Source organism: Dyadobacter tibetensis Y620-1 (assembly GCF_000566685.1).
Lineage (GTDB): Bacteria > Bacteroidota > Bacteroidia > Cytophagales > Spirosomataceae > Dyadobacter > Dyadobacter tibetensis.
The window spans coordinates 18,295-40,439 of the sequence record NZ_AZQN01000002.1 but is presented as its reverse complement, the minus strand read 5'-3'; the positions used below and the strand labels follow the sequence as shown (position 1 = coordinate 40,439).

At 41.0% G+C, this 22,145-nt stretch carries 18 protein-coding genes; 2 read left to right on the top strand and 16 right to left on the bottom strand.

Annotated features, from left to right (window positions below):
- Positions 1 to 107: 107 nt before the first annotated feature.
- The 15 genes from X939_RS0103770 to X939_RS0103700 form a co-directional block, all read right to left on the bottom strand.
- Positions 108 to 647 (bottom strand): acyltransferase, encoded by a 540-nt coding sequence (locus X939_RS0103770; protein ID WP_025761933.1) that lies wholly within the window; start codon positions 645 to 647, stop codon positions 108 to 110.
- Positions 647 to 1,573 carry a glycosyltransferase gene (locus X939_RS0103765; RefSeq protein ID WP_044198470.1) on the bottom strand — a complete coding sequence of 309 codons (927 nt, stop codon included), beginning with the start codon at positions 1,571 to 1,573 and terminating at the stop codon, positions 647 to 649. The genes X939_RS0103770 and X939_RS0103765 overlap by 1 nt, the downstream gene beginning before the upstream one ends.
- A 60-nt stretch (positions 1,574 to 1,633) precedes the next feature.
- Positions 1,634 to 2,839, bottom strand: a complete 1,206-nt coding sequence (locus tag X939_RS0103760) for a glycosyltransferase (protein WP_084299306.1) — start codon at positions 2,837 to 2,839, stop codon at positions 1,634 to 1,636.
- 31 nt (positions 2,840 to 2,870) lie between these two features.
- Positions 2,871 to 3,917, bottom strand: coding sequence for a polysaccharide pyruvyl transferase family protein (locus tag X939_RS0103755; protein ID WP_025761930.1), 1,047 nt, complete (start codon positions 3,915 to 3,917; stop codon positions 2,871 to 2,873).
- A 2-nt stretch (positions 3,918 to 3,919) separates the two neighbouring features.
- The gene (locus tag X939_RS0103750; protein ID WP_025761929.1) at positions 3,920 to 5,104 is read right to left on the bottom strand and encodes a hypothetical protein; all 1,185 of its coding nucleotides are present in this window, start codon (positions 5,102 to 5,104) and stop codon (positions 3,920 to 3,922) included.
- Positions 5,105 to 5,117: 13 nt separating this feature from the next.
- Positions 5,118 to 6,152 carry a nitroreductase family protein gene (locus X939_RS0103745; RefSeq protein ID WP_025761928.1) on the bottom strand — a complete coding sequence of 345 codons (1,035 nt, stop codon included), beginning with the start codon at positions 6,150 to 6,152 and terminating at the stop codon, positions 5,118 to 5,120.
- The gene (locus X939_RS0103740; protein ID WP_025761927.1) at positions 6,149 to 7,612 is read right to left on the bottom strand and encodes an oligosaccharide flippase family protein; all 1,464 of its coding nucleotides are present in this window, start codon (positions 7,610 to 7,612) and stop codon (positions 6,149 to 6,151) included. Before X939_RS0103740 ends, X939_RS0103745 begins: the two co-directional genes overlap by 4 nt.
- 24 nt (positions 7,613 to 7,636) lie before the next feature.
- On the bottom strand, positions 7,637 to 8,287 hold the full coding sequence (locus X939_RS0103735) for an acyltransferase (protein ID WP_025761926.1): 651 nt from the start codon (positions 8,285 to 8,287) through the stop codon (positions 7,637 to 7,639).
- Positions 8,288 to 8,341: 54 nt separating this feature from the next.
- Positions 8,342 to 9,487: a GDP-mannose 4,6-dehydratase gene (gmd, locus tag X939_RS0103730; RefSeq protein WP_025761925.1), complete on the bottom strand. Its 1,146-nt coding sequence runs from the start codon at positions 9,485 to 9,487 to the stop codon at positions 8,342 to 8,344.
- A 43-nt stretch (positions 9,488 to 9,530) separates the two neighbouring features.
- Positions 9,531 to 10,472 carry a GDP-L-fucose synthase gene (gene fcl / locus X939_RS0103725; protein ID WP_025761924.1) on the bottom strand — a complete coding sequence of 314 codons (942 nt, stop codon included), beginning with the start codon at positions 10,470 to 10,472 and terminating at the stop codon, positions 9,531 to 9,533.
- A gap of 354 nt (positions 10,473 to 10,826) precedes the next feature.
- A complete protein-coding gene (locus X939_RS0103720) occupies positions 10,827 to 11,831 on the bottom strand; it encodes a mannose-1-phosphate guanylyltransferase (RefSeq protein ID WP_025761923.1) in 1,005 nt (334 codons plus the stop codon).
- 126 nt (positions 11,832 to 11,957) lie between these two features.
- A complete protein-coding gene (locus X939_RS0103715) occupies positions 11,958 to 13,289 on the bottom strand; it encodes a UDP-glucose dehydrogenase family protein (RefSeq protein WP_025761922.1) in 1,332 nt (443 codons plus the stop codon).
- Between the two features lie 483 nt (positions 13,290 to 13,772).
- A complete protein-coding gene (locus X939_RS0103710) occupies positions 13,773 to 16,163 on the bottom strand; it encodes a GumC family protein (RefSeq protein ID WP_025761921.1) in 2,391 nt (796 codons plus the stop codon).
- Positions 16,164 to 16,199: 36 nt separating this feature from the next.
- A complete protein-coding gene (locus X939_RS0103705; protein ID WP_025761920.1) occupies positions 16,200 to 17,027 on the bottom strand; it encodes a polysaccharide biosynthesis/export family protein in 828 nt (275 codons plus the stop codon).
- Between the two features lie 204 nt (positions 17,028 to 17,231).
- On the bottom strand, positions 17,232 to 17,963 hold the full coding sequence (locus X939_RS0103700; protein WP_025761919.1) for a tyrosine-protein phosphatase: 732 nt from the start codon (positions 17,961 to 17,963) through the stop codon (positions 17,232 to 17,234).
- Between the two features lie 766 nt (positions 17,964 to 18,729).
- Between X939_RS0103700 and X939_RS0103695 the strand changes: the two genes are divergently transcribed.
- Positions 18,730 to 19,371, top strand: a complete 642-nt coding sequence (locus tag X939_RS0103695) for a 3-keto-disaccharide hydrolase (RefSeq protein ID WP_025761918.1) — start codon at positions 18,730 to 18,732, stop codon at positions 19,369 to 19,371.
- Between the two features lie 21 nt (positions 19,372 to 19,392).
- On the opposite strand, the gene X939_RS0103690 is transcribed toward X939_RS0103695, so the two are convergent.
- Entirely contained in the window at positions 19,393 to 20,325 is a 933-nt protein-coding gene (locus X939_RS0103690; protein ID WP_025761917.1) for an AraC family transcriptional regulator, read from the bottom strand.
- 229 nt (positions 20,326 to 20,554) lie between these two features.
- Here X939_RS0103690 and X939_RS0103685 point away from each other — a divergent pair, with 229 nt between their 5' ends.
- Entirely contained in the window at positions 20,555 to 22,132 is a 1,578-nt protein-coding gene (locus tag X939_RS0103685) for an aldehyde dehydrogenase family protein (RefSeq protein WP_025761916.1), read from the top strand.
- Positions 22,133 to 22,145: the final 13 nt, after the last annotated feature.

Here is a 22,145-nt window from a genome sequence, read left to right as displayed (position 1 = left end):
AAAGCACTACGATCGGTAGGAGAGAAATCTTATTTCCCTTTACTAATATCTGCTTCGTCCGAATTAAGGCGGTCTATATATGTTAGTACTTATCAAAAGTTATTAGTTTAATAACTTTTGATAAGTTTATACTTGTGTAACTTCAAATCTTCAGCAGTCTCAAATCTATCCCTAATTTTCTTAGCGGGATTACCTGCATATATGGAATAAGGGTCAACATTTTTAGTGACGATACTTCCTGCTGCAATTATTGATCCCTCTCCAATTTGGATACCCCCCATAATTATGGCCCCATAACCTATCCATACGTCATTGCCAATATAGGTTATAACGTTCTTGCCTTTCCAACTATAATTTTTGTCCCTAATACTTTCAGCCAATCTAATCGGTGTTCCTATTTCTTGATAGTTATGATCGTATTTACCTATGATGCCCACACGATTTGCAATTAGGACATAATCGCCAATTACACAATCAGTTTCAATAAACGAATCACGGCCGATATAGAAGCTTTTGCCTATTTGTAATTGATGGGGGGCCCATAATCTTACTCGAGCTCCTGCATGAAAACCAGACTTTATATTATAGGAGCGGTATTTAATATGAACCAAATATAAATCACGTAGTTTTTTAATCAATTGGATCATTATTTTGAAAAATTTCGTGAAAATTTGACTATATATGATTCAAGCTTAGAAAGAAACCTTTGCTGTAGACCCATTTTATCATTAAATTTCTTCTGAAAATGTTTGGAAAGCGCAATAGTTTTCGGAAACTGAAAATCGAATCTACATAACTTATCGATATTCGGAATATATCGTCTTTCTGAGCCTGTTGTATGCGTCGCGTCGCTGTCAAAACCTTCATTAAATATCTTTGAATAGACAGGATATAATGTTAAAGTCTTGGTTTTGAATTGATGATAAAACCAGCGAATGGCCCAGGAATCTAAGGATCCTTCCATCTGTTTATCTAACATGGCATTGAGGTCAGAGCCTCCTTTGGCAAATTCCTTACGAGCTTTGAGGTTATTTTTGAAGCTTGGGTAATCATTTACCGACCAATCCACATTATCCCATCTGTCCAACCATGTAGCCCAACCCCAAGACCACCCTCTGTTGAGAAAATATGCGTCATCATCGTTATGTTGTTTTTCGCCAAGATTAAATGAATAGCCTGAAATGGAAAGCACCTCCGTATTGGTATGATATGACTCCAAACCTAAGTTCATAAATTGTAAAAAGTTTTTGGTCGTTATCAGATCATCCTCCAGAACTATCACCTTTTCAGATTGCTTAATAATTAGAGATACTCCATCTATTATGGAAGATGCCAGACCCTTATTTACACGAGATTCGTAAATGGTAATATTTCTGAAGCCTGTAACAGTTTTTAAATAATCTCGTAGACAAGCAATTATTTCAGCATCCTTTTCATTCTTAGGGCCATCCGAAAAGATATATAGATCACTTTCATCCGCTAAGGCATTTTCTTTAAGTGCCTCTATAGTCTTTTTAACCGTTGCCAGACGTTTATAGGTAAATAGCAAGATTGGAGCTGGTTGAAAAATCATAATTTAAATAGTAGTGAGGAATGGATTCGCAACGGCTATCAATTTTTTAGACTTCTCTTATCAGTTTCGAGTCGATTCAAAATTGAGGAGGGCACTAAAAGCGTTATTATAAATTAATTTATACTGATCAGCAACCGCCTTGCCGCTATAATTATCTAAAATACGCCTTCGAATTTTAACGGAGTCGAACTGAGATTTATTGGCGATTAAGTGTAAAATTGCCTTTTGTAAATCTTCTGAAGTTTTTTCTACCAAAATACCTGTCTCAGGACTAATGATATCCTCCGGTCCCCCTGATCTAGTCGATATTACCGGAACACCCATTGCCATAGCTTCAATGAGAACTACTCCAAATGTTTCTACATCACTTGGTAGTACGAATATAGAAGTCTTGGATAACTGATCTTTTACTTGCTCCTTTGTTAAAAATCCTGAAAATGAAATCTTTGAATCAAGATTTAACCTTTTAACCTGAGCTTGCAGACGACTTGTTTCAGGGCCTACGCCTCCTATAACTAATTTTACATTAGCAACTTGTTGGCAAATATTATGAAATGCTTCAATAAGTCTATCTATCCTTTTCTTTCTTTCGTGGTAACAGACAGTAAAAATTGTCAAATAAGGTAACTGTGATGAATCTCCAATTGCCGTATTTTGAAAATAATTGGTATCTATAAAATTAGGAATCACTTCAAATAAATTGACCGGTAGAGATAGTTTGTTAGCTAATAATTTTTGGAATTCTGTACTCACTGCTATTACTTTAAATGCATTCGAATATACTTCGTTTATTGCAGACTTAAGTTCTACGCTTAAAGGCTTCAAAGCATAAGCAGTTGAATGCTCAGTAATTAAATATGGGATGTTATATTTCCTCTTTATATGGAGTGCTACCATGCCTGCATTTTGAGCACAATGTGCATGAATGATATCGGGCTTACCATAATTATTAATGTAATGCTCGAACAATTTTATAGAATTGTATATCCAAATCTTTGATCCTAGTTTAAATTTTGTAGGAATTATATTCCATCCTCTTTTTCTAAAAACAGGTACATTGTTCTCAATCCCGTAGGTGGTTTGAAAGTGAGCCAAGCGAAATTTTTTTATAGTGAATGATCTAATAGATCGGGATTCATTGAAAAGTACCGTCGCATTAACTCCGTTTTGTACGAGCATTTCTGTTTGTTCTTGGAAAAAGTTACCGCGTGGGAAATCCATTTCCATTGGATAAAAAGAAGGGAGAATAAGTATTTTTGGCGGCATTGCGTTTCTAAATTATCTAAATAGGTTTAATTTAAGCTTTATTATTAATTAAACATTCGTCCAAAAACTCATACGAAGATTTTCTCATTTCTTTTAGCAGTTTATTAGTTATGTTATAATCAATATCTGTGCTAAGAATATTACTCGATAATATATCCTCCTTTTGATAAAAAAACCTGTCGCTAAGATTTAAGCTTTTTAACAAGGACAACATTCTTCCAATTCTCTCCGGATGTGCTGGTAATACTACAAATGGTTTATTGAATATAATTGCGAACACCATGCAATGAAAAGAATCTGTGATTACGAACGAAGCTTCCCTTATTTTCCGGACCCATTCTTCTACAGAAGTGAAGGGAGAAATTTTAACGTCCTTCTGGGGTTTATTTTCATTAAGAGCAATGGGATCTAAATTTAGTTGGACACTAACAGCTCTTACAAAACTGAACCAGTCATCATCTTTAGCAAACTTGTATGTTATTAGCGAGCTTTTTGTAGTAGTAGGGCCTGTTAGATTATCATAGTTATCAAGCAGAAGTGTAGGGTCCAATACTTGCTTTGATCGGATACCAAAGATTTCTTTGGCAATCTCTACTCCCGAATCTTCCCTAATACCGACAGAATCAAATTTTCCCAGAAAGGTTTTAATATCGTCATCAAATTGGGTTGATGTCCAAGAACTTAATCCAAAACTTGCAGCATATGCTATCCTTTTTTGACTATCTTGTAAAAAGCTAAAAAAGTACTCCAAACAGTTATCGCCGGTGATTTGTGGATTCCAAACCTGATCACTACCAACAATGAAACAATCAGCCACAGGTAAATCTGCTTTTAGTTCAGAATAGTTAATATACTTTCTGGTCGGCTTAGGAAGATATTCCTTTCTGAATTTGTTTAGGCGATAGTGATAGATTGCAAATCTTATCCTATTCCTTAGACTAGTTTTTTTTGGGGGTTTGTTTAAGTTCAATAAGTTTACGGTGTGTCCTTTTAATTTTAATACCTCGGATAAGGCGTAGCACTGCAGTAAAGCTCCGTAATTATTGGCATAATGAAACGTTAAAATTACAATTTTCATAATTATGATTTTCTTTTAGATATATCAATTAAGTAAAGAACCATCGCCTCAATTCCAAACATTCCATTCCGATATAGTTCCACAGTCGTAAGTGAGGCAATAAGAATATAAAGAAAGTAAGAACTTAAATAGAAAGTGTCTTGGCTCGTTTTCGTAAAAATGGCTTTAATAAATATTGATATAAACAATATAAGAGCAAATATTCCATAGATAAACGCAAATCCAATGATACCCAAATCAGCGAAGATATATCCGTTTAGTTTTGCGCCAATATTTAATACAAGATTACCATATCTACTATCCTCTTGAGGAAACCCATTACCAAAAATTAGGCTTCCTATATCAACATTGACTTTATCCGAAAAAAAATTAAAAGTTCTTACACGAATATAATCTTGACCATCTACATATTGGTTTTTGGTTTGTTCTGTCATACTATCGATATAATCTTGAAAGCTTGGTAATAGATAAATACATCCTAAGAGAAGACCAATAATACACGTATTTCTAATTATTTTAAAAGGGTTTGCTGTTAACCTTATCACCAATACATATGAAGCAATTACGCCGGAAATGAGTAGTGTGCGGAAACCCAATAAAAATAAAAATAAAAACCCGACTGCATAAAATATTATATATTTCGTTTTTCGTGTAAGAATAAATCGGTTCAGGGCTAATAAAGTAGATAACATCAAGAAACCCGCACCTTCAATTCGAAACCTCAGTAAACCTCTATCAAATCCTTCAATACTACCGTAGTTTACTATTTTATATGGATATAGTAAAAATTGTGTTAGAAATACGGTCATATAAACCATTGCCAATATAAATATTAGCTGTTCAAGAAATTCTTTATGAATACGTAATTTGTGCAATTGGAAATACACTAAAAGATAAAAAAAATACCTCATAGCAATTATAGTAGCAACTATATTTTGGTCATGATATAGCCAGCAAGAAACTGCACTTAGCAAAATGGCAACAAAAAATAATTGCAATAAAGTCGACGAGCTTCTCTTTTTTGTGGAAGAGTAATTATGGCTAATTAAATCTCGAAATATTAACACTAAGGCAAGTGCATCTAATATAAAGTATACAGATTCCCCTACTCGAAAATATAAACCAAAAAGGTGAACTGAGCACAACAAAGTCGCAGCTATTGATATATTATTGCTTTTTTTAATCATAATATCTTCAATACTAACTTATCAGTTCTTTAATTCTAATTGAAGGAATATATGTAGTCATATAATCCATGGAAAAACGTTTGGAGCTTGCGATTTTAAACGTTTTGGGTGGTATTCCACAAGAAATCATTGCAATAAAAACCTCGGATTCCTTAATTCCACAAACTCTTCTTAGTTCTTTATCTTTTTTAGGATCCGTACTACAATTTAAAATACATCCAGCTACTTGGTGATAATGTAATGAATAGAGTATATTCATTGCATACATACCACCATCAATGAAGGCCTGGTTCCTTTCCGACACACTATTAAAGACGCCTAATTCCGCCGTCATAATTATTAATTTATTAGCTAAGTGTCCAAAGCCACGATTCCCACCTTGAATTTCTAATATTTTGCTAATTTGTTGTTTGTCTGTATATACATAAACTCGTGAGGTTTGCCTATTACAAGCCGAAGGAGTATTTCTTGCAATATCAATTGAGTCCGTTATTTTTTGAATTGGAATTTCCTCGTTACAATAATTACGAATACTCGAACGAGAACTTGAAAACTCTAGAAAGGACTTATTTGTTTTAGCAAAGTAGTCTTCTCTTGAAATTGAAATTTGAGAAGAGGCATCTATTCTACCATATTTCAAGATTAAATCGTTATATTTAGAAATTATTGCTTTATTTAATTGATAATTATTTTCTTCATGAAATGTTATATACTCGGCTATAACTTGGCTCGCATGCTTTATCTGCTCATCATTTCGATCAAAGTATGAAATATATCTAATACATTGATCTATAAGCTGAAGCATTCTATCTTGACCAAATCCAAGGCGAGTTTCAGGCATCGTTAGGCCCTTTTCAATTACATGATAATTCCTTATTATTGTGGCGACTAGTTTAATTCCTTGATTGTCATATTGCAACATGCTAGAATGATATAAAAAGCGTTCGGCATCATGCAAATACGCCCGTAATAGATTAATTCTTTCAATATGAGTCTTAAAGAAGAGAATTACAGGATACGGAATCCATTTTTTTACCAATGTCTTCATTTTCTTATTTGTTTTTTAATAGCATTTAAGATCGATAGATTCATATGCTTTGAAAGATAATAGTTAGTCCATCCGGCCATGATAAGTAAGATGGAAATAGCCATAAATATGAGGTAGGTTCCACTCGTGTAATTAGAAATTATCCATGCTGCACAAATAAAGATAAATGAACCACATACTATCTGTCGTAATATATTTGTACTATGAAAATTATAAAGCCTTTTGGCAATAAGCCAACACAATAGAAGATAGACGATATAGGCTACGAAATAATTTACTCCCAGAGCGCCGACGCCATACGTTTTACTTAAGAGTACTAAAAGGATATAATCTAAAGACCAGAATACAGCTTGTAAGATTACATAAATAATGGGTTTGTTTTTAGCCATGATAGCGTGACTAAATGGGAATCCTAGCACCCGAAGTGCTACGCCTAAGACTTGCCATTTGATTATATCATTTGCTAAAAGGAACTCACTAGAATACAATATTTCTAAAATTGATTTCGAGAACAATAATATAAACACGACACCGATACTTGAAATAAGAGCTCCTAATTCCATTTGTTCATTAATAAGTGAAGTTAGTTTTTTAGAATCATCAATCACCTTTACTAATCGGGGCATAAAATCTATACCCATCGCCGATAAAATAATTCCGATGTATAAATTGGAAATTGTCCAACTCGCTTGATATAAACCAACTGTACTGATATTAAATGCTTCACTTAGGTATGTCCTTGAGAAGTATGAGGAAAAGGCTGCAATTATAGCTGTAATGCTAAAACCTAAGCCCAAGAACAATAGCGATTTTATTTTATTGTATGAATATTTTCGGGAAATTATAGTATGTTTTAAATTGTGTCTTTTTAGAAACCACCAGGTACTTATTAATGTTGACAATCCAACTAAGCTCAAGTACCATGGTATTCCTTCTAATCCTAGCCAATAAACCAAACTTATAGTAATTATTGATCCTAAGGCAGAACCGATTATTTGACTTAAAGCAAGCCCCTTCATATCCCTAAGACCATTCAGTATAGATTTATGACCTTTACTTACACCATTAAATATGATTGATGAAGAAATTATAATAATTCCTATATAATAGCTTTCTGACTGAAATAAGGACCGGCTTATGGACTTAGAAAAAAAAATAGAAAAAATTGCAGCTATTAATGAAAAACATAGAATTGTTATTTTGGTTAGATATATATATTGTTCCTTTTCCTGGATATCTTCTGTTTTGGCTATTTCTCGTACTGAACTTTGATCAACTCCCAACGTTGAGAATGTTGATACCATTTCAATATAAGTTTGATATAGTCCCCAAATACCAAATCCATGAGTGCCTAAAAACAATGCAATAAACTTATTTCTAATTAAACCAAAAATAAGCTGAACCACTTGAACAAGAGCAATTAACCCTGTCGATTTTAAGATACTTTTATAAGTCGACATAATATTAATCTAATGTTGACATAGTTAAAATTTCCATTGAATGTTTCTTTTTATAACTTTAGCTGGGACTCCTGCGGCTAAGCAATTTTCTGGAATTGATTTGTTTACTACTGACCCTGCTCCAATGATTGAACCATCGCCAATAGTAACTCCCTTTAGAATTGTAACATTTAGTCCAATCCATACATTATTACCTATAGTAATAGGTTCTGCTTTCGGTCGCGTTGAGTCCACTAACTCATGAGCATCACTATCCCATATGGTAACATTTTCGGAAATTGCAACATTATGACCAATATTTATTTCTTTGAAACATCTAATTTTGGCAAATCGGTTAATGAAACCGCTACCCAAGGTTAATTGGGCATCTTTGGATAGGATTATATGGGATCCTGATTTAATTGAAAAACCATTTTGAATAATTATTCTAGAATTTTCTTGTAATTCAATTAAACCTGGGAATGGCTCAATAACTGAACTGCCTGAGTTAAATCTAAATATGCCTTTATTTATTTCTACTCTTGAACTGCGACAAGCACGTATCCATGAATTACCGTAGACTAGAATTTTGTTTTTACCAACGTGATTGCCATTTATTAGAATATTTAGAAATAGACTCCGAAATAGGTTTACCCGTTTGAGACTATTGAATAAAATTATTAAATTTTTGATCATAATTGAGAAGCAATAGCTTTAAAGGCTAAAGCTATTACCATTTATATTCTCTATTTATTCAAAATAATTCAATACCCCAAAGCCTTCTTTCATTAGCAGTCGGTCTTTTTGGAACAGACGTAGATCGGCCGAGGTCATATCTTCGATCAGGGTCTGCAGGGTATATTTAGGTTTCCAGCCAAGTTTTTCGTTGGACTTGGTAGGGTCTCCGATCAGTAGCTCAACCTCGGTCGGGCGGTAGTAGCGGGGATCGATTTTCAGAACGGTAGCCCCGATTTTCAGATGATCTGTTTCGGTGATATTTAGCTCCGTCATACGATCCTTATCGAAAGAAGCAATGGTTGCTACCTCATTCTCTTCGCTTCCGGTAAAGGCAAGCTCTACTCCTAAAAAGGCGAAGGTCTGACGGATAAACTCCCGTACCCGGGTAGTGACACCGGTGGCGATGACATAGTCTTCGGAAACTTCCTGCTGCAGAATCAGATACATGGCTTCTACATAATCCTTGGCGTGTCCCCAGTCGCGTTGTGCGTCAATATTACCCATATACAGACAGTCCTGCAGGCCTAAAACGATTTTGGCAGCGGCACGGGTAATCTTGCGGGTTACAAAGGTCTCTCCACGCAGGGGAGATTCATGGTTGAAAAGAATCCCGTTCGACGCAAACATTCCATAGGCTTCCCGGTAGTTTACGGTAATCCAGTAGGCATACATTTTCGCTACGGCATAGGGAGAACGTGGGTAAAAGGGAGTCGTCTCCGACTGGGGAACGGCCTGAACCAACCCGTAAAGCTCCGAAGTGGATGCCTGGTAAATCTTAGTTTTTTTCGTTAATCCCAGCAGGCGTACCGCTTCCAGGATACGTAGGGTACCGATACCATCTGCATTGGCGGTGTATTCCGGCATTTCGAAACTTACCTGTACATGGCTCATGGCGGCCAGGTTATAAATCTCGTCGGGCTGTACCTCCTGAATGATCCGGGTAAGATTCATGGAGTCGGTAAGGTCTCCGTAATGAAGGATAAATTTGGCATTATCCACATGTGGATCCTCATAAAGATGATCGATGCGGTCGGTATTGAACAGGGAGCTTCTGCGTTTTACACCATGCACGGTATAGCCCTTGCTTAAAAGAAGTTCACTTAGATAGGCTCCGTCTTGTCCGGTTACACCGGTAATTAATGCTACTTTATTTTCCATTTTTATATAAGTTCAGTAAAGTTCGTACAATATCAATAGGTTATCAGGCGGAATAAACGACCTGGTGTTGAAGGAAATCCTGATAGGCCAGAGTCACACCCTCCGGCAGTTCTACCCGGTGTTTCCATCCCAGGGCATGCAGATTGGTAACGTCCATGAGTTTTCGGGGCGTCCCATCGGGTTTGCTGCTGTCCCAGACGATTTCCCCAGTGAATCCTACGGTCTGGGCTACCAGCTCAGTAAGGGCCTTAATGGTGAGGTCTTCACCGGTACCAATATTGATCAGGTCTCTTCCATTATAGGATTCCATCAGGAATAGGCAGGCGTCGGCCAGGTCGTCGGCGAACAGGAATTCCCTTCTGGGAGAGCCCGTGCCCCAGGCCTCTACGGTAGGGCTATTACTTTCTTTGGCCTCATGAAACTTACGGATCAGGGCCGGAAGTACATGTGAATGATGAAGATCGTAATTATCACCATAGCCATACAGGTTGGTGGGCATCACGCTGATAAAATTACAGCCATATTGGTCTCTATAGGCCTCACATAACTTGATCCCAGCGATTTTTGCTATGGCATAAGGCTCGTTGGTAGGTTCCAGGGGGCCGGTAAGCAAAGCGCTTTCCTGCAAGGGCTGGGGGGCCAGCTTGGGGTAGATGCAGGAGGAGCCCAGAAACATAAGCTTGGTAACGCCATGTACATAGGCCTGATGAATGATATTGGCCTCAATCATCAGGTTTTCATAGATAAAGTCGGCACGGTAGGTATTATTAGCGACAATGCCCCCAACCTTGGCCGCTGCCAAAAACACATATTCAGGTTTTTCGGCTTCGAAAAAATCCGCCACAGCCTGCTGATTGCGCAGGTCAAGCTCGGAAGAGGTTCTGACGACGATATTGTCGAACCCTCTTTCTTGTAAGGCTCTTCTGATAGCGGACCCTACCATCCCCCGGTGCCCTGCTATATATATTTTTGCGTTCTGTTTCATTTTAATATATGCCCTTAGCTTTAAGGCTATTTGCTGGTTTATAATATCTGTTCTTTTACACTTCGACAGGCTCAGTGTGACACTGTTTTTCCTTGCTGTCAGCCTGAGCCTGATCTGTCAGCCTGAGCTTGTCGAAGGCCCCTTCGGTTACCTCCTGATATCTACTCTTTAACACTTCGACAGGCTTAGTGTGACACTGTTTCTCCTTCTTGTCAGCTTGACCTGTCAGCCTGAGCTTGTCGAAGGCCGAAGCTATTCCTGTCAGCCTGAGCTTGTCGAAGGCCCCTTTGGTTATCTAATAATGTCTGCTCTTTTACACTTCGACAGGCTCAGTGTGACACCGACATCCTCTCCCTAAGCTACTAACTCGGGCTTTTCAATTTCCAGGCGTTCGTAAACCTTTTTTACATCCTGGCTACACTTTTTGGATAGGACAAGAATGGCATCCTCGGTTTCTACCAGTACCAAATCCTCTACTCCTACAAACTCTACATGTTTTTTGGAACCTACTACACAGTTATTACTAACAAAATGCTGTTGTTCTCCCTTCGTTTCCCAATGTTCCCAGATAGACTCGAAAGAACCCAGGTCGGACCAGCCGAAGGAGGTTTGAACCACCTTTATTCTTTTAGACCGTTCCATTACCGCATAGTCGATACTTTTCGAGGGTATCTCCATGGTCTCTGCTTCGGGCAAAAGACAATCCTGACTCAGTGCGAAGCAATTCCTTGATTTTTCAAGTATTTCGGGTTCGAAGGCTTCCAGTTCGTCCAGGTAAGCCTGAGCCTGAAAACAGAACATTCCGCTGTTCCACAGGAAATTTCCTTGTTCCAGAAAAAGTTGAGCCGTACTCTGATCGGGTTTCTCCCGGAATCCCAGTACCTCATTCCCTGCTGTTTCTATATAACCATAGCCTGTCTCCGGCTTGGTAGGGGTAATGCCAAAGGTCACCAAATGACCCTGAGCAGCCAGTGTTTTGGCTTCTGCAATGGCCGCGGCATAGGCAACTTCATTGGTGATAATATGATCGGATGGGGTGATGAGCAGAATGTCTTCGGGAGCAGCTGCCAGGGCCGCAAAGGCGATGGCGGCCGCAGTGTTTCTGGGAGCGGCTTCTACGATTTCCGTATAATGCCCAATTCCAGCCCGCATCAGATCTGACTGTGATAATAAGTAATTGTCTTTATTGCCCACCACCATCAGATGGTCGGCCAGGGCACGGTTGCGTTCAGCAGTGAGTTGAAACAGTGACTTGTCGTCGAACATAGGAATGTACTGCTTCGGCATGGACTTGCGTGACACAGGCCATAAACGGCTGCCAACGCCACCAGAAAGTATTACATGAATGATCCTGGACATGTGCTTATATGATTCATTTCTATTTCAGTGATGAGGGTCGCTCCCCCGGTTTGAAGAGCTTAAGGCGGGGAGAGGATTTTACCTTAAGGGCATAGGCTGGGGCCCGGGTCGTCGGGCCCCATTATATTAATCGGCCAGGGCAGCTTCGGCTGGCACCAGTGCGGAACGGCCAATACTGTAATAAGCAAAGCCTTGTTCCTTCATCGTAGATAGTTCATATAAATTACGGCCATCGAAAATGACTTTATTTTTAAGGAGTTTGCCCATTTTATCAAAATCCGGGGTGCGGAACTGTGGCCATTCCGTAAAGATCATCAGCACATCGGCATCGTCCAAAGCCGCATAGGCCGTATGACAATAGGTGATTTCGGGGAGGAGTTTCTTTACATTATCCATGGCTTCCGGATCGTAGGCGGTAACTTTGGCACCGGCGGCGATCAGGGCTTTGATATTTTCCAAAGCAGGAGCCTCACGGATGTCGTCGGTATAGGGCTTAAATGCAAGTCCCCAAACGGCTATGGTTTTCCCTTCCAGGTTGCCTTCAAAATAATCCTGTACGATAGGAATTAGCTTTTTCTTCTGATCTTCGTTGACGGCCATCACCGAGGTCAGCGTGCGGAAGTCGTAACCATAATCCCTGGAAGTACGGGCCAGTGCCTGCACGTCTTTGGGGAAGCAACTCCCTCCGTAACCGATACCGGCAAAGAGAAAACGCTTGCCTATGCGACTGTCGGTCCCGATGCCCCGGCGGATATCGTCTACATTGGCGCCTACCTTTTCGCAGAGGTTGGCGATCTCATTCATAAAGGTGATCTTCAGGGCAAGGAATGAGTTGGCAGCATATTTGGTCATTTCTGCCGAACGTTCGTCCATAAAAATAACGGGGTTGCCCTGACGCACCAAGGGAGCATATAGCTTCTCCATCACTCTTTTGGCCTGCTCCGACTGAGTCCCTACCACTACACGGTCGGGTTTCATAAAGTCTTCAACGGCAACTCCTTCCCGCAAAAATTCGGGATTGGACACTACATCGAATGGAACGGTAGCATTGGCGGCGATGGCCGCCTGAACCTTCTGTGCGGTGCCCACCGGAACCGTGCTCTTATCGATTACTACCACATATTGATGCAGAAGGGGGCCCAGGTCATTGGCTACGCCTAATATATATTTGAGGTCGGCTGAGCCATCTTCCCCTGGAGGGGTAGGGAGGGCCAGAAAGATTACCTCGGCATCCTGAATACCCTCTGCCAGATTGGTGGTAAAGCTGAGACGCCCTTCGGCAATATTGCGGTCGAAGAGCACATCCAGACCGGGCTCATAAATGGGGATCTCTCCATTCTGCATCCGGGCTACCTTATGCGCATCGATGTCTACGCAGGTAACCTGATTCCCTGTTTCGGCGAAACAGGTTCCCGTTACGAGTCCTACGTAACCGGTTCCTACTACTGCAATTTTCATAATAACGTTGAGTAAAATAAAATGCTATACTTCAAACTGTTGGTCCATAACTCTAAATAAAGGAATCCTGGCCCGTTTGTAGAAATCTGTTGTTATTGCTGTCAGCATCAGGTAGTAAACCGCTATTGCCCCGGAGGTCTATTCGGCTTACTGCCTGATTTTTATGCTAACAGACTTTTCATAACGTTGAGTAAATATGATAACGTTGAGTAAAATCCAATATCAATTCGAAACTAAATAGAAAATTTACTATTAATTATCTCAAATGCATACTATTTTGACTTATTCTGTGGATTGTCTTGGTATAAGACAATCCACAGGGACGAAATTAGGATTTTTTTTACAATTGGCAAAATTTATTAGGTTAAATTTTCTTATTATATACTAAATATTTTGACAAAATACTTGTTAGTTTACTTTTTTGGATGAATTAATTATATTATACCAATTTATGAATAAGTATACTAACGGTTATGATAAATATTAACCTTTGCCTATCAGTTTTTTCAGCCTGTCTACGCTTAAGGTTTTGGTTTTGGCGCTTACCTCATCTTCGGTATAATAGCCATATCCATACCCGCCATAGCCATAGCCATAGCCATAACCTGCCCCGTAATTGACCCCGTTATAGATAATGGAAAGGTTTTTGAATCTTTTGGTTCTATATAAATCGCCAATGCGTTTCAAATGATCGAGTAAGGTATAGTTGAAACGAACCACATAAAGGGAGGCGTCAACAAAATCACCGATCAGTGCTGCATCGGTCACCAATCCATAGGGAGGGGAGTCAATAAGCACATAATCGTATTCCTTGCGCAGCTCAGCAATCATTTGAGGCAGGCGTCCGTTGGTTAAGAGTTCAGAAGGGTTGGGAGGTAGGGGACCACTGGTAATCACGTCGAATCTGGGGTGTACACCGGTCGATTGGATCAGATTGGGGAGGTCCGATTGTCCGATCAGATAGTTGGAGACTCCTTTGGAATTGCTCACCTGCAAACGGTCCTGCAGGGAGGGCTTGCGCAAATCGAGCCCAAGCAATACCACCCGTTTGTCGGAAAAGGCCAGAGAAGCCGCCAGGTTGATGCTGATAAAGCTTTTCCCTTCTCCACCCACCGAAGAGGTAAACATAATGGTCCGGCAACTACCATCTCCCAGATATTGAAGGTTGGTACGAAGAGCCCTAAACTGTTCGGCTACTGCACTCCGGCTGGTCATTTTGATAATGGCATCGGAAGCAGGCTGGTCCTTGCTGACTTTCATCATACCAATTTCTCCCAGAATGGAGGCGTGGGTTCTTTTTTCTATATCTTCCCGGTTCTGCACGGTATTATTGATCAGGAATATCAGATTGATCAAGAGCAGGGGGATGGCCAATCCGGCCATTAAAGCTCCCAGGGCGATTAGGGCCTTCTTGGGTTTAATAGGTTTGAAAGTTGAAATTGGGGCGTCTATCAACCTGCTGTCCGTTACCGTGGAGGCATAGGCCAGAGCCGTTTCTTCTCTTTTCTGTAACAGATAAAGATATAAATTTTCTTTGATGGTCTGCTGGCGCTTGATGCCCACATATTCCCGCTCTTTTTGCGGTATGCTTCGCAGGCCTGCCGAGAAGCGGCTGTTAATCGACTGTAAGTTTTGCTTGGTAACATCCATACCCCGGCGAAGATTTTGCACATTCTCGCGGATAGACTGCCTTACACTGGCCAGCTGGGTATTGATGGTCTCCAGCAAGGGGTTGTTGGCGGTGGTGGTACGGGCATAGCGTTCCCGCTGAAGTTCCAGCTCGTTAAATTTGGTAAGCAAAGACACCAGCACCGGATCGTTGATCATATAGGTAGCGGGTGCTACGGCCCCAGCACCTGCGTTCTTAATGTAGTTGTCTACGCTTTCCAGAATGGATATCTGGGTATTCACCTCATTAAGCTTGGCATCATTTTCCTTAATATTTTCCAGAAACAGCTCCGACTCGGCACTGATATCGGTCAGTCCCTTGCTGGTCTTATAGGTCTCTACATCCTTTTCTACATCCCCCAGTTCTCCCGTTATCAGGCCCAAACGGGTTTCAATAAATTTCAGGGTATTGCTGGCCTCACTGTTTTTGTCGGCCAGGGCAGAGCGCACATATACATCCAGGAGTTTATTCAGAACATCCCGGCCCCTCTGGACATTTACATCTTCAAAGGTGAGTTCGACCACCGTGCTCTTTACATTGGGTTGCTGTACACTCAGGCGAGCCAGCATACTCTCTGCCAGGCTTTTGGACTGTAAAAAGCGTATGCTCAGATCCTGAACCTTCGATTCGTCCCCTTTTTGCACGATAAAAGCTCCCCAGGCATTGGTGATCCGGCTATTGAATGGGTATACCTCATCATTTCCGTTAAGCGTGAAATGAGTGCTGTCTACCATTTCTATCTGCATAGGTTCTTCATAACCATACTCTGTAATCACCTCTGGAGTAACCTTAACGGGACTGCGGCCATAGATATTTACCGTTCTTAAACCTTCTTTGGTGGTATAGCTTACATCCAGCGCGAGCTCCTTGATGACCTGTTCGGTCAGGTTCTGAGATTTCAGAATTTCGATCTCATTTTCTACGAGTTTATTTCCTCCGAACTGATTGCTGAGTTCAGAGAGAATGTCTCCCTGTGCCCCGCTGATCCCCTTTTTCTCATCTTTGATAAGCATAGAGGTCTTGGTGCTGTATACAGGCTGGGTAATCTGTAGATAGAAGAATGCGGCCGTCAGGGTGATGGCTACGAAGATTGGAAACAGATACCAGTAGCGGAAATAGCGGCGGATATATTGCTGAAGGTCGAACTCTTGTTCTTCTTCTTCAAAATATTCCTGGGACCTGTTGCTGTTTTGTATTTCTTTCATAAACGTTGAGTAAACCGAATACTGGCTAATATTGAATTATTTTACAAAATTTAGAACGAGGATGGTGAGGGTACTTACTGCGGAAATTACACTGGCTATCAGAGGAAGGCGACGGGCACGGATATCGGACTCCAGCATTTTTGCTTCAACGGGCTCGACATATACTACATCGTTTTTGTGCAGATAGTAATAGGGCGAGTTAAAGACTTCGCGGCTTGTAAGGTCGATACGGGCATATTCTCTTTTGCCATTTTCTTCCCGGATCACCAGCACATTTTTTCTGTTTCCATAGATGGTCATATCTCCTGCGAGACTCAATACCTGAGGCAGGGTGATTTTCTCATCGGGAACCACATAAATAGCGGGGGCTTTTACTTCTCCCAGGATTGAGACCTTGAAGTTTACGTTCCGGACGATTACGGAAGGCTCCTTCAGATATTCTTTCAATCGGGTACGGATCAGTTCGGAAGCCTGTTCGGTTTTTAATCCCTGCAAGGATATTTTCCCGATCAGGGGCATTTCGATGGTACCGTCATTTTGAACCAGATAGCCTAAGGGTTGCAATTTGGCTCCGGCTCCTGAGGTTGCATAATTGGTGCTGGCCGTAGTCATAATGGCGGCTGCATTAAACATTTCATTTGATTCGGGACTAAGGCTCCCCACGATTATGGTCAGGATGTCGTTAGGTTCGATGGTGGGAACGTATATCTGGGTAATGGTATCGGCATGATATTTTAGGGTATCACCTTGGAAATATACAATTGACTTGGGAGAGACACAGGAGCTAAAAGATCCCGCTATTACTGCAAGAAGGGGAAGTAGAACTAATGTTAGGTTTATGCCCTTTTTTAAATTCGTAATCATAGGTAAGTATTCACAGCGTTAATAGGTATAAAATTCTTTATTTTCTGCGTTTAGATCGATTTTGTGCTAAGTATTAATGTTTTATAGAACCGCACTTCGAACTATCCAAGACGTACTTTGTCACCATGTCTAAATAATATCTGCTTACTTTAGTTATATTTCAGAGTACAAATGTAGCAGATATTCTATCATTCAATATGAATTTTACAGAAGTTTTTGATTCATAAAAGGATAGGTTACTAAATAATTCTGTTTATTATTTCGGCCCATTTGCTCTAAATGCTGAATTTTATGCGCGTCCGAACCCAAAAAAGTGATAAGATTGTTTTTAAGTAACCAGTTCGCCATTTTTTGAACATTATCTCCGTAATAGGACCCCAGGGACAGGGCATTGACCTGGAGTTCGCAACCCTGACCAACTAATTTCTGATAGATCGACGGGTCGGAGTAGTAATAGGTATATCGTTCAGGGTGTGCAAGTACGGGTTTATAGCCTTTTTCAATAATTGAAAACAGGGTTTCTGAGGTGTTGAGCAGGGGAGTGGAGTAGGGAAGTTCGACCAATAAACGATTCCCCGGAAGGGTAAGTAGTTCTTGCCCATTCTGCAGCATATCCACAAAATGCTCGTCTATAAAATATTCCGCGGCAGCATTGATTTCCAGAGTCAGGCCAGCCTTTGAGGCTGCCATCCTAACTTCTTCTAATCCATTAAGAATTATTTCAGGTGTGTTCTTATAGCAATCCCAGATAATATGGGGAGTGGTATAGATCCGGCGATAGCCTAGTTCCTGAAAGACTTTAATCATCTCCAACGCTTCCTCGATGGTTTCCACCCCATCGTCGATCCCAGGGATCAGATGTGAATGGATATCGATTTCGATATGTGAGAAGTCTTTGGTACGTGTTTCTTTCTTTTTGTATAACCAGTTAAACATAACTATTCCCGGATGTTTAAATTCTCTGTCGAGGGTGAAACAGATTGCGAATCCACTCCGAAATTTTCGAAATTGTTGAGTATTACAAATTTAGGGTAAATATAGTAGAATTATTTATTCTGTACTCCATTATTTTAGCCTTCGTAATCGGGATATTAAAATAACATTATAGAACTGTACTATACCTATTGCTGTTTTTTTTACTATGATAAATTTTCTTAATCTGTCTAATGGTTTGTAGGTATATAATAAAACTACTGTAAAATATACTACAAGGCCGGCTCTCGAATTTGGATTTCTTCTCTGTAAGGTTTCGATCAGCTCTCTGGCATTACTGTGGTCAGTCGTAAAAGGACTATTTCATTTTCTTATTTATTTTTGATTAGCTATACAATATTAATTCGGCCATAAGACCGATGAGATTACTATGGAAGAATAAGAATAACTTATCTTAATTGTATAGCTGAGGATAGAATTAGCCCTGAGGCCAAGTTTGCTCGACCACACTGATTCCAAAACTTGGAATAGCTGCTCTCAGGACTGGATACATAAATAGGATAATTTTGTTTGATCGGAAAATTCATGTTCGCCTGCCTGACTAAACCTGGGTGGACCAAGGATGAGGATAGGAAGAGCTTGACTTCCTAACTGTTTATCTGAGGCAGTAAATGCCTGGCCTCGGGTCAGATTTATCCTGAAGGAATGAGTAGTTTATCTTTGAATTCTTCCTTAATGGTATTATACATCATATTAATAGGAATTAAGCATGAAACGATTCGGGAGGATAATAGTATTTATAGCGGTATCATTGCTGCTGGTAGGAACACAGGTCCACGCACAGGATGGCTGGGTCTCGCTTTTTAACGGTCAGAATCTGGATGGCTGGGAGGTAGGAGAGAATGCCTCCTCATTTTCGGTCTCCGAAGGAAGGATAAAGGTGGCGGGGCCTAAGGCCCATTTATTTTATATGGGACCGGTGAAAAATCATAATTTTAAAAACTTTGAATTTCAGGCAACGGTGATGACCATGTCCGGAGCCAACTCAGGCATTTATTTCCATACCACCTTTCAGGAGGCGAGTTGGCCGAAGTTGGGCTACGAGGTTCAGGTCAATAATTCTCATACCGACTGGAAGCGGACAGGGAGCTTATATAATGTTGTGGACATTAAGGAGAATTATGCCCGGGATAATGAGTGGTTCAGCGAATATATCAAGGTAGAAGGAAAGCATATCACCGTTAAAATTAATGGTGTTACGGTAGTGGATTATGAAGAAAAGGACGTGGACAAGCGCCCGGAAGATACCATCGATAGAATTATCAAAAGTGGAACCTTTGCCCTTCAGGCCCACGATCCTAAAAGTGTCGTCTATTATAAGGATATTAAAGTACGACCGCTTACCGAGTAAGCATCTTTGTCTGGAGAGAAATTATTTTTTCTGGCCGCCGGGCTCCTGTAGGCTACGGTATTGGCTGGGGCTGATGCCCTCCGACTTTTTAAATTGGCGGCCAAAATAATTCAGGTCTGAAAATCCTAACTGGTAGCATACTTCTGAGATGCTGGTCCTGGAATCGGACAGGAGTTGTTTGGCCTTTTTTATTTTTTCCTTCAGTATAAATTCCAGGGGACTGAGGTTAAACTCCCGTTTAAAGGCTCTATAGAAGGAGGTTCTGCTCATACATGCCTTTTCACTTAGCTTTTCTACAGCAATCTTTTCGGTCAGGTTGGCCCGGATATAGCCAATGACATAGTCCAGCGGCTGCTCCTGCGCCTGGGGATGCTCTTCTGTCAGCTTCAGGTTTTGCGTTTGTATGATATGGACGATCATTTCCTGCAGAGCCAGGTCGGCGAGAATATCCTTAGCCAGGCCGCCTCCTGTGCAGATATGTATGAGTTTATTTAGGTTTTGCGCCAGGGATACATTGTTTAAAAAATGGTACTGATTGCGATGGAGCTGCCAGTATTGACCGGCCCCCTCCCGGGGGTAGTCTTCATTCAGTCGATGTATAATCTGATCGATCTTGGACTGGTCTAGTGCCAGAGCGATGCACTGGGTAGGATTGTCAGCACTGGCTTCCGGAAAATCAATCTGCATGGTGACATGGGCTGGTACCAGTACGCTCTGACCTGGTAGATAGTCGAAACCCGGTTGGTCAAATAAGTGCATAATTTTTTTACCTCTTAGCATGCTGGTGACTACGAAGTCGGGGAAAGTCAGCGGGACCATGGCCGAGTATTCCTTGGTTTCAAAAACATTCAGCTCACAATTTTTCAAGGTAAATGCACGGCGATTTTCTACCAAGGTTTTAAGGGATTTTTCTTCCGTGAGCGCTAAGGTATGGAGTAGATGGCCTTGGGGCATAATCGCTATGGGCTTTTTTGTAAAATGTAAACTTTAACAAGGGTCGCATGTATAATTTACAATATAGTGAGAAAATATTACATTTTATTGATTTTGAAGATCTATAATATTTTTTGTAAAAAATGAGATTATTATGCTATAAGTTGGAACGATCGTCCCAGTGAAAGGGCGAGGAGGTATGTAGTTTTGAGAATCCTAAATAAGAAAAACACTTAATCTTAACTACAATATGTCGACTATAACAGAAGATCACAAAACGGTTGCCACCGGGGCGGTTTCCACCGGGGCGGTTGCCACCGGGGTAGCTAATCTGGCCGAGCGTCCAGAGTTTAAGGCACGTTACGAAAATTTTATCGGAGGGCAATTTGTTCCTCCTTTTCGGGGCGAATATTTCGATAATATATCTCCCATCGACGGGAAGGTGTTTACCCAGGCGGCCCGCTCCACCAAAGAGGATGTAGAGCTGGCCCTGGACGCCGCCCATAAGGCATTTCCTTCCTGGAGTAAAACAGCGGCTGCGACCCGTAGCAATTTGCTTTTGAAAATTGCGCAGGTAATCGAGGATAATATAGAATACCTGGCGGTTGTAGAATCCATAGACAACGGGAAGGCGATTCGGGAAACCCGGGCCGCCGACCTTCCCCTTTGTGTAGATCATTTCCGATATTTCGCAGGGGTAATTCGTGCTGAGGAAGGTGGGATTTCAGAGCATGACGAGAACACGATTTCTATTAATTTACATGAGCCCATTGGTGTGGTTGGGCAGATTATCCCCTGGAATTTTCCCTTATTGATGGCCACCTGGAAAATTGCGCCGGCCTTAGCGGCTGGCTGTTGCGTGGTAGTGAAACCTGCCGAACAGACTCCCACTTCCATTATGATTCTGATGGAACTTATAGGAGATATCCTGCCTGAAGGGGTGCTCAATATTGTTTCCGGGTTTGGAGTAGAGGCAGGGAAACCCCTGGCATCCTCACCGAGGATAGCCAAGGTGTCTTTTACCGGCGAGACCACTACAGGAAGGCTTATTATGCAGTATGCATCGGAAAATCTGATTCCGGTTACTATGGAATTAGGGGGCAAATCGCCCAATATTTTCTTCCCTTCGGTAGCCGATGCCGACGACGCCTTCTTCGATAAGGCCATTGAAGGAGCAGTCCTCTTCGCCTTTAACCAGGGCGAAGTTTGTACCTGCCCTTCCCGGATTTTGGTTCACGAAAGTATTTATGACAAGTTTATGAGCAGGGTGATCGAGCGAACCAAGGCCATAAAAATGGGACACCCCCTCGATGGATCAACGATGATGGGAGCTCAGGCTTCCAACGATCAGTATGAAAAGATACTGTCCTATCTGAAGATTGGGAAGGAGGAAGGAGCCGAAATATTGGCGGGTGGGGAGGCGCACCGTTTCGAAAATGGTATTGCAGGAGGATATTATATCCAGCCCACCATCTTCAAAGGCCATAATAAAATGCGGATTTTCCAGGAGGAAATCTTCGGGCCGGTCGTTTGCGTGACCACCTTCAAAACGACCGAAGAGGCTATAGAAATCGCCAATGATACCTTGTATGGACTGGGAGCCGGAGTATGGACACGGGATGCCCACGAGATCTATCAGGTGCCCAGAGCCATTCAGGCGGGTAGGGTATGGGTCAATAACTACCATGCTTATCCTGCCCATGCTCCTTTTGGTGGCTATAAAAAGTCAGGCTTCGGAAGGGAGAATCATAAGATGATGCTAGGATATTACCGGAATACGAAGAATATGCTGATTTCCTATGACCAGAACAAGCTAGGGTTTTTCTGATCTTATAAACTTT

Excerpts from the sequence above, each read along its gene's own strand:
- X939_RS0103770 (WP_025761933.1), bottom strand. The coding sequence starts at position 647 with ATGATCCAATTGATTAAAAAACTACGTGATTTATATTTGGTTCATATT.
- X939_RS0103765 (WP_044198470.1), bottom strand. The coding sequence starts at position 1,573 with ATGATTTTTCAACCAGCTCCAATCTTGCTATTTACCTATAAACGTCTG.
- X939_RS0103760 (WP_084299306.1), bottom strand. The coding sequence starts at position 2,839 with ATGCCGCCAAAAATACTTATTCTCCCTTCTTTTTATCCAATGGAAATG.
- X939_RS0103755 (WP_025761930.1), bottom strand. The coding sequence starts at position 3,917 with ATGAAAATTGTAATTTTAACGTTTCATTATGCCAATAATTACGGAGCT.
- X939_RS0103750 (WP_025761929.1), bottom strand. The coding sequence starts at position 5,104 with ATGATTAAAAAAAGCAATAATATATCAATAGCTGCGACTTTGTTGTGC.
- X939_RS0103745 (WP_025761928.1), bottom strand. The coding sequence starts at position 6,152 with ATGAAGACATTGGTAAAAAAATGGATTCCGTATCCTGTAATTCTCTTC.
- X939_RS0103740 (WP_025761927.1), bottom strand. The coding sequence starts at position 7,612 with ATGTCGACTTATAAAAGTATCTTAAAATCGACAGGGTTAATTGCTCTT.
- X939_RS0103735 (WP_025761926.1), bottom strand. The coding sequence starts at position 8,287 with ATGATCAAAAATTTAATAATTTTATTCAATAGTCTCAAACGGGTAAAC.
- gmd (WP_025761925.1), bottom strand. The coding sequence starts at position 9,487 with ATGGAAAATAAAGTAGCATTAATTACCGGTGTAACCGGACAAGACGGA.
- fcl (WP_025761924.1), bottom strand. The coding sequence starts at position 10,472 with ATGAAACAGAACGCAAAAATATATATAGCAGGGCACCGGGGGATGGTA.
- X939_RS0103720 (WP_025761923.1), bottom strand. The coding sequence starts at position 11,831 with ATGTCCAGGATCATTCATGTAATACTTTCTGGTGGCGTTGGCAGCCGT.
- X939_RS0103715 (WP_025761922.1), bottom strand. The coding sequence starts at position 13,289 with ATGAAAATTGCAGTAGTAGGAACCGGTTACGTAGGACTCGTAACGGGA.
- X939_RS0103710 (WP_025761921.1), bottom strand. The coding sequence starts at position 16,163 with ATGAAAGAAATACAAAACAGCAACAGGTCCCAGGAATATTTTGAAGAA.
- X939_RS0103705 (WP_025761920.1), bottom strand. The coding sequence starts at position 17,027 with ATGATTACGAATTTAAAAAAGGGCATAAACCTAACATTAGTTCTACTT.
- X939_RS0103700 (WP_025761919.1), bottom strand. The coding sequence starts at position 17,963 with ATGTTTAACTGGTTATACAAAAAGAAAGAAACACGTACCAAAGACTTC.
- X939_RS0103695 (WP_025761918.1), top strand. The coding sequence starts at position 18,730 with ATGAAACGATTCGGGAGGATAATAGTATTTATAGCGGTATCATTGCTG.
- X939_RS0103690 (WP_025761917.1), bottom strand. The coding sequence starts at position 20,325 with ATGCCCCAAGGCCATCTACTCCATACCTTAGCGCTCACGGAAGAAAAA.
- X939_RS0103685 (WP_025761916.1), top strand. The coding sequence starts at position 20,555 with ATGTCGACTATAACAGAAGATCACAAAACGGTTGCCACCGGGGCGGTT.